Origin of the sequence: Mobilisporobacter senegalensis, from assembly GCF_003752155.1 — a bacterium.
Taxonomy (GTDB): domain Bacteria; phylum Bacillota; class Clostridia; order Lachnospirales; family Lachnospiraceae; genus Mobilisporobacter; species Mobilisporobacter senegalensis.
In genome coordinates this window covers 39,876-52,240 of the sequence record NZ_RJVG01000011.1, presented here as the reverse complement: position 1 = coordinate 52,240, position 12,365 = coordinate 39,876, and the positions used below count along the sequence as shown (strand labels likewise).

Annotated in this window: 9 protein-coding genes; 1 reads left to right on the top strand and 8 read right to left on the bottom strand. The window is 35.8% G+C overall.

Annotation, left to right across the window (positions count from 1 at the left end):
* Positions 1–8: 8 nt before the first annotated feature.
* From EDD66_RS15185 to leuB, 8 genes are all read right to left on the bottom strand, one after another.
* Entirely contained in the window at positions 9–959 is a 951-nt protein-coding gene (locus tag EDD66_RS15185; protein WP_123610432.1) for a carbohydrate ABC transporter permease, read from the bottom strand.
* 126 nt (positions 960–1,085) lie between these two features.
* A complete protein-coding gene (locus EDD66_RS15180) occupies positions 1,086–2,450 on the bottom strand; it encodes an ABC transporter substrate-binding protein (protein WP_243115385.1) in 1,365 nt (454 codons plus the stop codon).
* A gap of 364 nt (positions 2,451–2,814) precedes the next feature.
* On the bottom strand, positions 2,815–3,834 hold the full coding sequence (locus EDD66_RS15175; RefSeq protein WP_243115384.1) for a LacI family DNA-binding transcriptional regulator: 1,020 nt from the start codon (positions 3,832–3,834) through the stop codon (positions 2,815–2,817).
* A gap of 271 nt (positions 3,835–4,105) precedes the next feature.
* Complete coding sequence (locus tag EDD66_RS15170; RefSeq protein ID WP_123610431.1) at positions 4,106–5,269, bottom strand: phosphoglycerate dehydrogenase; 1,164 nt, start codon at positions 5,267–5,269, stop codon at positions 4,106–4,108.
* A gap of 13 nt (positions 5,270–5,282) precedes the next feature.
* Positions 5,283–6,365 carry a 3-phosphoserine/phosphohydroxythreonine transaminase gene (serC, locus tag EDD66_RS15165; RefSeq protein WP_123610430.1) on the bottom strand — a complete coding sequence of 361 codons (1,083 nt, stop codon included), beginning with the start codon at positions 6,363–6,365 and terminating at the stop codon, positions 5,283–5,285.
* 141 nt (positions 6,366–6,506) lie between these two features.
* Positions 6,507–8,195 carry a biosynthetic-type acetolactate synthase large subunit gene (gene ilvB / locus EDD66_RS15160; protein WP_123610429.1) on the bottom strand — a complete coding sequence of 563 codons (1,689 nt, stop codon included), beginning with the start codon at positions 8,193–8,195 and terminating at the stop codon, positions 6,507–6,509.
* A 65-nt stretch (positions 8,196–8,260) separates the two neighbouring features.
* Entirely contained in the window at positions 8,261–9,931 is a 1,671-nt protein-coding gene (gene ilvD, locus EDD66_RS15155; RefSeq protein ID WP_123610428.1) for a dihydroxy-acid dehydratase, read from the bottom strand.
* 54 nt (positions 9,932–9,985) lie between these two features.
* Positions 9,986–11,068, bottom strand: coding sequence for a 3-isopropylmalate dehydrogenase (gene leuB, locus EDD66_RS15150; RefSeq protein ID WP_123610427.1), 1,083 nt, complete (start codon positions 11,066–11,068; stop codon positions 9,986–9,988).
* Positions 11,069–11,529: 461 nt separating this feature from the next.
* Here leuB and upp point away from each other — a divergent pair, with 461 nt between their 5' ends.
* Positions 11,530–12,159, top strand: coding sequence for a uracil phosphoribosyltransferase (gene upp, locus EDD66_RS15145; RefSeq protein WP_123610426.1), 630 nt, complete (start codon positions 11,530–11,532; stop codon positions 12,157–12,159).
* Positions 12,160–12,365: the final 206 nt, after the last annotated feature.

The window sequence follows — 12,365 nt, the reverse complement described above, 5'->3', positions numbered from 1 at the left end:
TATCCCTCCTAATCTACATTTGTATCTTTAAAGACAAAATTGAACAGTACAACAACTACAATCATCAGCAGCATCCAGACAGTAGTCACTGCTGCTCCCGAACCAAGATTATTTGATACAAATGCTTCCCTGTAACTTAAAATTGCTAATGTACTTGTTGAATTGTTAGGGCCTCCGCCCGTCATCGTCCAAATAAGAGGGAATTGTTTAAAGTTCTCAATAATAGCCATTGATGCAGTAACTTTAATAACGCTTTTCATATATGGTATCGTAATATGAAAGAATCGATCCACTGCATTCGCACCATCTACAGTTGCAGCTTCCATGGTTTCTTCTGGCACATTTGCCAGTCCTGATACGAGTAAAAGTGCCGTAAGAGGAATCTGTTTCCAAAGGGCCGCAATTGCAATTCCTAAAAGAGCCGTAGCTGGATTATTTAACATTGCAAAATCTGATACATTACCAAAACTAAATATATTTACTACATATTTTAACAACCCATATTGTGGTTGATATATCCACATCCATATAAGACCAGATATAATTGTTGGCACAATCCAGGGAGCCATCATGACGCTTCGAATGAACCTTGCCCCTTTCAAGTTTGAGTTTAAAACTAAAGCCATTGCCATTCCAAGAATAAACTGGGATAAAACTACTCCTCCAACAAATATTAATGTCAGTTGAATTGAAGGTAAGAGTTTATTATTTGAAAATAACTTTACATAATTGTCAAAATTATTCCACTCGCCAGGTATTTTAGCGATAATATTTTTAATTTTATAATTTTGAAAACTTTTTATAACGGAATCAAATACCGGTACTAATATAAACATAACTGTAACTATGATACTTGGGGTAAGTAATGCCAGGGCAAATAATTTATCTTTCGTAGTTTTTTTGATTAATGGCCCACCTTTTGTCTTACGGGAATCCAGTGATCCTGACTTGATTTGCATTATAAGTTCCCCTTTCTATTCTCATTCTTATTCATATCTTTCTTCTCCATAAATCCTATGTGCAATCTAGATTAGTCTTTGTTTTAGTCTGGCAGAGGAATACTTCCCCTGCCAGTTTATTTTTTGTTAATTTCCCAAAATACTTCCTGCTGAAGTTTTAAAGTCATTTATTGCAGTATCTATATCTTTATTATCTACCGTAACAGCTTGAGCTAATGATGTAAGTTCAATATTAAAGTCATTTATTGCTGGAATATTAGCAATTCCTTTTGCAGTATTCAATGAACTTAATGCCCCTGAAAGTACTGGTGATTCTGTAATTGCAGGTATTTCACTTAATGCGCTCATAGAAGGATAACCTGGTGCAACATTTTGTAGATATGGAGCTAATACTTTTTCTGTAAGGATATATTTAATTAATAATTTTGTTGCTTCAACCTGAGCTTCACCATTGTTTGCCATCATAAATGTATGAGCTTGAATTAAACTTTCTCCTTTGCCTGCTCCGCCGGATAAAGGTGCAGCAGAAGCTATAAATTCTTTTGCAGTAGAATTAATAGAATTTACTCCATTAAATCCCCAGGATGTATCATAGTACATACCAAGTTGACCGAGTGCAAATAAATTTCTTAAATCTTTTAATTTACTAACCTGAGGATTATATCCTTTATCATCTAATTCTTTTATGAATTCAAATGTCTGTTTAAATCCGTCATTATCTACATCCAGATTGCCATCTGCATCAAGTACAGAGCCGCCAAAACCATATATTAAAGAAGTCAGGCAGGAACCGGATACGGATACTGAACCTGTTGTCATACCAAAAGGATAAACCGGATTTCCGTCTGCTGTTTTTAAAGCTGCAAGCTTTGGTGCAACTTCCATCATTTCTGCTACTGTTGTTGGTGGAGCATTGGGATCTAAGCCTGCTTGTTCAAATAAGTCCTTGTTATAAAACATTACAAATGGTGATGCATACATTGGTATTCCATAAGGAACTCCATCTACATTCGTAGCTTCCAACATAGAAGGATATATCTGTGATAAATAATCTTCTGAGAATGCATCTGTTACCGGAACTGCAAGACCTGCATCTGCAAGGGTTGGTATCCAGGGAATCTCACCAAGTACCAGATCAACAATTTCTCCGCCGCCGGCCCAGGTAACAACTTGTGTAAGCATTTGTCCATATTCTGCTGTCATATATTCAATTTTGATATTTGGATATTTTTCTTCAAAACCTTTTTTTACATCTTCCCAGAATTTATCATAACCTGCCTCTAAAACTGCATAATTAGCAAATTTTATAGTAACTGGTTCTGTAAATTCATATTCACCATCTGATTCTGATACTTCTTCACCTGCTGGCTCTCCATCCTCCGTTGTTACATCTGCTTTAGGTTCTTCTTTTTTAGAGCTTTTACAGGCCCCCAATGATACTGTTAATACAACGATTAACAATAATGCTAATACCTTTTTCATTTTACTCATTTTAATCCTCTCCTTTTTGTAAATTTATTAAGTTACTTATAAGGATAACAATCACATATTTATGCTTTCCCATGATGTCATATATTATCAGGCGAAACTTAATTCAGGAAATGTTACAGCTGGAAGCCATTCGATAAATATAAATAAATTGTTATTTCTTATAAGTATAACTTTCTCACTTAAATTTAAAAAATTCTCTAAAATCTTACTATATTTTGGAAGCATACACTCGTATGTACACTTCTCATTTAAAAAGATTTTATTATCTAATAAAATCTACCTTTTGAGTAACAGATTTGCCCCGATTCAGAACAAATCTGCCTCATCTAAAATAATGATTCCCATCAATTCGTTCATTAAACATTTAAATATCACAAGTACTTTCTCTACGGATTAGATTCGTTTTAAACGCGGCTTTCAGCTCACCGTCTTTTCCATCAATAATCATTTGGAGCATATCAATTGCTGCTTTACTAATTTCTTCCCGCTGCATTTCCATAGTGGTTAATTTAGGACTGCAGAACCTGCTTATGGACGAGTTATCAAATCCAATTACTGATATGTCTTCTGGTACTTTTAAATTTAACTTCTTTACAGCAGACATGGCGACACAGGCTAACATATCATTTCTTCCAAAAATGCCGTCTACTTTAAGCCCGTTTTGGATTCTTTTTATGATTTCTCTTTCTACCTGTTCTTCTGAGTAACAACCAGCAATAATCTGCTCTTTCGTAAAATCTAATTTACTCTCACCCATCTGATCTACAAATCCGCTCAATCTTAAATCATCCATTGTACTTATAGTTCCTTTAGAACTAATTCTATCTAAATACAGAATGTGCTTTCTGCCTTTCGCCACCAGATACTTAACACAATCTCTTGCCCCACTGTATAATCCTGAGTCAATAATTCCTACATTCTTGGGCAGGTTATGATATCTTCGATTCATAAAGAGCACCAATGGGATATTAGCATCCGCAAATTGCTTCACATATTCTTCTGGAAAGCTTATTGAGCTTATAATAATTCCATCATATTGACGGCTAATTACCTGTGACACAAACTCTTGGGTATTTCTATTGGCACATAAAGATATTAAATATCCTTTATTATATGCAAATTTGTCCATCTCACTAACAATACGGCTGAAATATTCGTTGGTAATTTGATCTGCTATAAATATAATCTGATTACTTTGCTTGCCTTTTAAGGCTCTGGCCACATTATTAGGTCGATAATTCAATACTCTTATTGCTTCTTCCACTCGTTCTCTTTTGTTCTTATCAACATACCGGTTGTTATTAATCACATAAGATACTATAGTTTCACTAACATCTGCATACTTCGCTACGTCGGCTCTTGTCACTCTTTTATTATTAGTCATTATGTACAATTCCCTCGCTTATAAACTCGTATGTATATAACAGTTTTTATTATATCATGCTATCCAGGTTTGTCAATACTTATATCATACAACTTAGCTTTGAATAGCAAAACTGTTTATATTTCACTAAATATTATATTTCTATTTGTTCATTTTTTATAATTGCATAATTTATGTTATATGGAGACAATAAATAAATTACGGTGTCAGAGACTCATTAAATATAATGTTTCTCTAACACCGTATGCCATATCATATCCTAAATTAAGTTTTATTTGATAATTCTTACCTTCAGCACTCCATCAATACTTGCGAGTTTATTCACAAGTTCCTCAGTAGAAGGTATTTCTATATCAAAGATGGAATATGCATATTCACCTTTACTTTTATTAATCATATTGGCAATATTAATATTCTCTCCTGAGAATACAGATGTAAACTGACTAAGCATATTGCGGATATTTCTGTGATTAATTGCAATTCTGCCAGCAGATTCACAGATTCCTGCATTACAGCTTGGATAGTTTACAGAATTTCTAATATTACCATTCTCAATATAATCCATGATTTGCTTTACAGCCATAACTGCACAATTATCTTCTGATTCTTCCGTGGATGCTCCAAGATGTGGAATCGCAATGACACCCTCCATATTTGCAGTCTTTGCATTCGGAAAATCTGTTACATATCTTGCCACTTTACCTGATTTAAGAGCTTCGCCCATATCATCTTCATTTACAAGTAAATCTCTTGCAAAGTTAAGAATTACCACTCCATCTTTCATCTTACTGATCGTTTCTGTATTAATCATATGTTTTGTTTCATCAAGTAAAGGTACGTGAACTGTTATATAATCACATTCTTTATAGATCTCATCGTTGGTTTTTACATGGATGATATCTCTGGATAAATTCCAGGCATGATCCACTGAAATATAAGGGTCACAGCCATATACTTTCATTCCCAGACGATTGGCGGCATTGGCAACCAATACCCCGATTGCACCTAACCCAATGACACCTAATTTTTTACCCATAATTTCTCTACCGGCAAATTTTGATTTTGCCTTTTCAACATTTTTAGCAATATTCTCATCTGCTTTATTCTCAGCAACCCAGTTAATACCACCCACAATATCTCTGGAAGCAAGCAAAAGTCCGGCAATTGCTAATTCTTTTACACCGTTGGCATTGGCACCTGGTGTATTAAATACAACAATACCTTTCCCTGCACATTTGTCTAATGGAATATTATTCACACCTGCACCAGCTCTTGCTATCGCTTTTAAATTCTCAGGTAATTCCAAATCATGCATTGCAGCACTTCGAACTAAAACAGCATCTGCCTCCTGCATATTTTCTGTCTTAGCATAATCAGCAGAGAATAAATCCATTCCTACCGCTGCTATAGGATTCAAGCAATTTACTTTTACCATAATAACACCTCTTCTATTTATTCTCTTCCTCAAATTTTTTCATAAACTCAACAAGTTTTACTACACCTTCATAAGGCATTGCATTATAAATACTTGCTCTCATACCGCCAACAGATCTATGGCCTTTCAGATTTTCAAAGCCTGCCGCCTTTGCTTCTTTTACAAATTTAGCGTCTAATTCAGCATCACCGGTTACAAATGGAACATTCATTAAGGAACGGTCTTCTTTCGCAACGGTACCTTTAAACATAGTACTTTGATCTAAGAAATCATAAAGAACTTTTGCCTTCTTTTCATTTCTTTCTTTCATCACTTCAAGTCCACCCATCTTCTTGATCCATTTAAATACCTTGCCGCAAACATAAATTCCATATGCTGGTGGTGTATTATAAAGTGATTTATTATCATCATGTATCTTATATTTTAACATGGTCGGCGTACCAGGAAGAGTATCTTCTGTGATCAGATCCTCACGGATTATTACAATAACAACTCCTGCCGGTCCAATATTCTTTTGAACACCACCATAGATTACTCCATATTTTGTTACATCTACTGGTTCAGAAAGAAAACAAGAAGACACATCAGCTACTAAAGTTTTGCCTTTTGTATTTGGTAATTTTTTAAATTTTGTACCGTAAATTGTATTATTCTCACATATGTATACATAATCTGCATCTTCACTGATCGGCAGATCCGAACAATCCGGAATATATGAAAAAGTTTTATCTGCAGAAGATGCGATTGCATTTGCTTTCCCATAGATAGCTGCTTCTTGATATGCTTTCTTAGCCCATTGACCTGTAATGATATAATCTGCTACTTTGTTCTTCATGAGATTCATAGGAATCATCGCAAATTGCTGGGAAGCACCACCTTGAAGGAATAATACTTTATAATTGTCGGGAATATTCATTAAATCTCTTAAGTCTTGTTCTGCTTCTCCAATAATGGTCTCATATGCTTTCGATCTGTGACTCATCTCCATTACTGACATTCCAGTTCCCTTATAGTCTAACATTTCTTCTGCTGCTTCTTTTAGTACTTCTTCAGGTAGCACAGCTGGACCTGCTGAAAAATTATAAATACGACCCACTTGAAAATCCTCCTTAATATTTTAACTCATGAATGTATTTTAACTCATGAACACTTTAATTGGTTAATATTATAAAGCAAAGTTAAATTTTAGTCAATACTCCTTCAAATTACAATATTTTCTATTATTTTACATTATGGATTAGTTTTCTTCTTTCTTTTCTAAATCTTCTGCTGTAAAGGTTTCACTGATTGCTGCACCCGGGGCAACCATTGGCCAAACTTTATCTTCTTCATCAATCTGGCAGTCGATTACTACTGGTGTTTTTAAATCAATTGCTTTACGGAATGCATCTTCAAATTCATCAATAGTAGTAACTCGTATTCCAACGGCTCCCATTGCTTCTGCTAATTTCACAAAATCTACTTTATCATTTAATACTGTATTAGAATAACGCTTTCCATAGAATAAAGTCTGCCACTGGCGAACCATACCTAATACATGATTATTAATTACCACCTGTATAATCGGTATATTATATCTGGTTGCTGTAGCTATCTCATTCATGTTCATTCGAAAACAACCATCACCAGCAATATTTACAACTAACTTGTCTTTCATACCCAGTTTAGCACCTATCGAAGCTCCAAGACCATATCCCATGGTACCAAGACCACCAGATGTTATTAATGTTCTAGGTTTTTTATATCTGAAAAATTGGGCGCTCCACATTTGATGCTGGCCAACTTCTGTAGATATAATGGCATCTCCCTCGGTTATTTCATATATCTTCTCTACAATTTCAGGTCCGCATAATTTAGATGGTTTATAGTGGAGTGGATATTTATTCTTAAGTTCCACAATTCTATCAATCCATTCTTTATGCTCTAATTGTTCTAATCTATCATTTAATCTTTGCAATACTTCCCTTATGTCTCCTATTATGCTTGAATAAGTTAAAATATTCTTATTAATTTCTGCCGGGTCCACATCAATTTGCAGAACTTTTGCCTTTCTTGCAAACATTTTAGGATTTCCTACAACCCGATCGCTAAATCTTGCACCAACGGTAATCAATAAATCACATTCTGTAACTCCAAGATTGGAAGTTTTTGTTCCATGCATACCAAGCATTCCTGTATAGAGCAGGTCTTCTCCATCAAAAGCACCTTTTCCCATAAGTGTGTCTGCTACGGGAGCATTGATTTTATAAACAAATTCTTTTAATTCTTTATCTGCTTCCGAAATAACAGCTCCACCACCAACAAAGATATAAGGTCTTCTTGCTGATTTAATTAATTCTACTGCTGTTTCAATGTCACTGTCTAAAATTTTACTGGTGGATCTTTTAGGAATACTAGGTTCTTTTTTTGTATATTCTGCTTTATTTGCTGTAACATCTTTTGTAATATCTACTAATACAGGACCAGGTCTTCCTGTCTTTGCTATCACAAATGCTCTGCGAATGGTATCCGCCAGCTTTTCAACATCTTTTACGATAAAATTATGTTTTGTAATAGGCATTGTTACCCCTGCGATATCAATTTCCTGAAAGCTGTCTCTCCCAAGCAGCGGTACCGCTACATTGGCAGTAATTGCTACTAATGGTACTGAATCCATATATGCGGTAGCAATACCAGTTACAAGGTTAGTTGCCCCTGGACCTGAGGTCGCAAAACAGACTCCCACCTTTCCAGTTGCTCTGGCATATCCATCTGCTGCGTGAGCCGCACCTTGTTCATGAGACGTTAAGATATGTGTTATTTCATGACTATGTTTATATAATTCATCATAAATGTTTAAGATCGTACCACCAGGATACCCAAATACTGTATCTATTCCATGCTCTTTTAAACATTCAATCACTATTTCTGATCCGGTTAATTGCATATTGCACCTCTTTCTAGTATTATGTTCCCCTGACATCATTACTTAAATTAATTTGAGTTTCTGACCTATTTTGCAGGTATTTCAAGAATTGCACCACGGCTGCTTGAAGTGACCATTGATGCATAACGGGCAAGATACCCGCTTGTAACTTTTGGCTTTCTTGGCTGCCATTTTGCCCTTCTTTTCTCTAATTCATCCTCAGAGATTACAAAATTAAGAGTATTTGCCATAATATCTATCTGAATAATATCTCCTTCTTCTACAAGTGCGATGTTGCCTCCAACTGCTGCTTCCGGCGCTACATGACCAATTGCTGCCCCTCTGGATGCACCGCTGAAACGTCCGTCCGTAATAAGTGCTACGCTGGAGCCAAGCCCCATTCCCATGATTGCTGAGGTTGGATTAAGCATCTCTCTCATACCCGGTCCACCTTTTGGTCCTTCATACCGGATTACAACTACATCACCAGAAATGATTTTTCCGCCTTTGATTGCCTTAATTGCGTCTTCTTCACAATCAAAGACTCTTGCAGGTCCTTCATGTTTCATCATTTCAGGATCTACTGCTGAGCGTTTTACAACAGATCCTTCAAGAGCAAGGTTTCCTTTTAATACGGCAATTCCACCTGTCTCACTATAAGGGTCGTCAATTGTTCTGATTGTATCAGGATCCAGATTAACACATCCTTCTATATTTTCACCAACTGTCTTTCCTGTAACTGTTAAACACTCTGTATATAACAACCCTTTTTTGTTAATTTCATTCATAACTGCATAAATCCCACCAGCTTCATTTAAATCTTCCATATACGTATGGCCGGCAGGTGCAAGATGACAAAGGTTAGGTGTTTTTTCACTAATTTCGTTTGCTATATCAACATTAAGTTCAACTCCTGCTTCATGAGCAATCGCAGGCAGGTGAAGCATACTGTTGGTACTGCATCCTAAAGCCATATCCATGGTAAGTGCATTTAAGAATGCTTTTTTTGTTAAAATATCTCTAGGTTTAATATCTTTTCTCACTAACTCCATTATCTGCATACCTGCATGTTTGGCAAGTTTTATTCTTTCAGAATACACTGCTGGTATTGTTCCATTGCCTTTAAGTCCCATACCAAGAACTTCCGTTAAGCAATTCATACTATTGGCTGTATACATACCAGAACATGAACCACAGGTTGGACAGGCTTTATTTTCATATTGTTCTACTTCTTCTAATGTCATATTACCTGCACTATAGGCGCCTACTGCTTCAAACATACTTGATAAACTAGTCTTGCAGCCATTCACTTTACCTGCAAGCATTGGACCCCCACTTACAAATATGGTTGGGATATTCACTCTGGCTGCGGCCATTAATAGCCCTGGTACATTTTTATCACAATTAGGTACCATAACTAATGCATCAAATTGATGAGCCATTGCCATAGCTTCGGTAGAATCTGCAATTAAATCTCTGGTCACCAGGGAATATTTCATTCCGATATGTCCCATGGCAATACCATCACATACTGCTATTGCTGGAAATACAAGTGGTGTCCCACCTGCCATTGCAACACCCATCTTAACTGCATTTACTATCTTATCCAGGTTCATATGTCCAGGAACGATTTCATTATAGGAACTAACAATTCCTATAAGTGGTCTTTCCATTTCTTCTTTTGTTAAACCAAGTGCATTAAATAAAGATCTATGGGGTGCTTGTTGCATCCCCTTTGTTACAGCATCACTTCTCATATAATTACCACCTTTTCCATCGTTAACATCATTGTACTATATTACTTTAAAGTTTTAAAGTTCTTTTATGATAAATTGTCCCATTTCCTTAGTTCCAACCATTGTTTTACCTTCTGACATAATATCAACAGTTCGATACCCTTTCTTAAGAACATTTTTAATACCATTTTCTATTGCATTAGCTTCTTCTTCAAGCTCAAAAGAATAACGAAGCATCATTGCAGCTGAAAGAATTGTTGCGATTGGATTCGCCTTATTCTCGCCTGCAATATCTGGTGCAGAGCCATGACTTGGTTCATATAATCCTAATTTAGTATCCCCAAGACTTGCAGATGCTAACATACCAATAGAACCTGTAACCATGCTGGCTTCATCTGATAATATATCACCAAACATATTCTCTGTCAGTATTACATCAAATTGTTTTGGATCCTTGACCAACTGCATTGCACAATTATCTACCAACATGTCTGTTAATTCTACTTCAGGGTAATCTTTTGCAACTTCCTTTACTACCTGCCTCCAAAGTCTTGAAGAATCAAGTACATTCGCCTTATCTACACTGCAGACTCGTTTATTTCTTTTCATTGCTATGTCAAATGCCCATCTTGCAATTCTTTTAATCTCATTCTCATTATAAACGAGAGAATCATATGCGGTTCGAATTCCATCTACTTCTTCAGTTTTTCGTTCACCAAAATATAAACCACCGGTTAATTCCCGCATAACTACAAAATCAAATCCATTTCCAATAATCTCATCTTTTAAAGGGCAGGCTCCTTTTAGTTCATCAAATAAAATAGCTGGTCTTATATTGGCAAAAAGATTCAATCCTTTGCGAAGTGCTAATAATCCGGCCTCCGGTCTTAGAGCAGGAGGTAATATGTACCATGGAGAGGTTGAAACATTTCCGCCAACAGCTCCAAGCAATATAGAGTCACTTTTTTTGGCAGCAGCTAAAGCTTCTTCAGTGAGAGGTACTCCAGTTTTATCAATGGATGCACCACCCATGAGGACCTCTGTATAATGAAACACATGATTGTATTTTCTACCAACTGCATCTAATACCTTCTTTGCTTCCTCCACAATTTCAGGTCCAATTCCATCTCCTGGAATGACGGCTATATTATAATTCATATTATCCCTTCCCTTCATTATTTTAATTCTATTCCTTGGGGTTATAATTGCTATAACCCAGTATTATCAAGGGTTTATCATGCTTTCTGTATATAATAAGGTATTTTAATTTATATTGCAACTGTAAATATTAATTTCCAAAAATTTTGTTACAGTTCAGCCATGCAGAAAGTAATAAACAAATTGTACGTGGGTGCTTGCACACTAAGAACAATTTGTTTATTACTTTCTATATGGCGCTCTGCCTAAGCGAGATGCAGCATAGCGAAATCGAGCTTATGGCTGAACTGTGATAAAAAAGTAGTGCAAATTGCACACTAAAGGTAGTTTGCACTCAATAAAAAACAGGGAATTCATTAATTTAAGTCTTTTCACGACAATTTAATAATGTTATAATAAAAAATAGTGTAACGGCCCCGTCGTACAATGAACAAAATTCCAAAACACCTGGAGGTAATAAAATGTCAAAAGTTACAATCATGGATCATCCATTAATACAGCACAAAATTGGTATTATGAGAGTGAAAACAACATCTACGAAAGAATTTAGAGATCTGGTTTCAGAAGTTGCAATGTTAATCTGTTATGAAGCTACCAGAGAACTTCCTCTTGCTGATATTGAAATAGAAACACCTCTTATGAAAACTACTGTAAAAGAAATTGCAGGAAAAAAATTGTGTATCGTCCCTATCCTTCGTGCCGGTCTTCACATGGCAGATGGAATCTTGAATTTAATCCCTAATGCGAAAGTTGGCCATGTTGGCTTATATAGAAACGAAGAAACCTTAGAACCAGTTGAATATTTTTGCAAATTACCGGCAGATTCGGGAGACCGTGAAATCTTTGTTGTGGATCCTATGCTTGCAACGGGTGGATCTGCTATTGCCGCAATTAATTTATTAAAAAAGCGTGGAATTTCAAAGATTCATTTCCTTTGCCTCATTGCTGCCCCGGAAGGTGTTAAGAAATTTACGGAAGCTCATCCTGATGTAGATATCTTTATCGGTGCTTTAGATGAGAGATTAAATGATAAAGGTTATATTCTTCCTGGCCTTGGTGATGCCGGGGATAGAATTTACGGTACAAAATAATAATCAAAACAGGGTACTTTGCTTATACGAGTATTAAAAACCCGTTGGAATAAAATCATTTGGCTGCCTTTCCGGCCTGCATCAAATCGATTTTTATTCCAACGGGCTTTTTATATTGTCAGGCGGGCTGATATATTATAATTATAAACCTAGTCATTCCCCTGTTATATTATTCATTGCATTATTAAACTAAAAATATGATTGCC

Coding starts and splice junctions, on each gene's coding strand:
- leuB (WP_123610427.1), bottom strand. CDS start 11,068: ATGAATTATAATATAGCCGTCATTCCAGGAGATGGAATTGGACCTGAA.
- EDD66_RS15185 (WP_123610432.1), bottom strand. CDS start 959: ATGCAAATCAAGTCAGGATCACTGGATTCCCGTAAGACAAAAGGTGGG.
- EDD66_RS15180 (WP_243115385.1), bottom strand. CDS start 2,450: ATGAGTAAAATGAAAAAGGTATTAGCATTATTGTTAATCGTTGTATTA.
- EDD66_RS15170 (WP_123610431.1), bottom strand. CDS start 5,269: ATGGTAAAAGTAAATTGCTTGAATCCTATAGCAGCGGTAGGAATGGAT.
- ilvD (WP_123610428.1), bottom strand. CDS start 9,931: ATGAGAAGTGATGCTGTAACAAAGGGGATGCAACAAGCACCCCATAGA.
- ilvB (WP_123610429.1), bottom strand. CDS start 8,195: ATGCAATTAACCGGATCAGAAATAGTGATTGAATGTTTAAAAGAGCAT.
- EDD66_RS15175 (WP_243115384.1), bottom strand. CDS start 3,834: ATGACTAATAATAAAAGAGTGACAAGAGCCGACGTAGCGAAGTATGCA.
- upp (WP_123610426.1), top strand. CDS start 11,530: ATGTCAAAAGTTACAATCATGGATCATCCATTAATACAGCACAAAATT.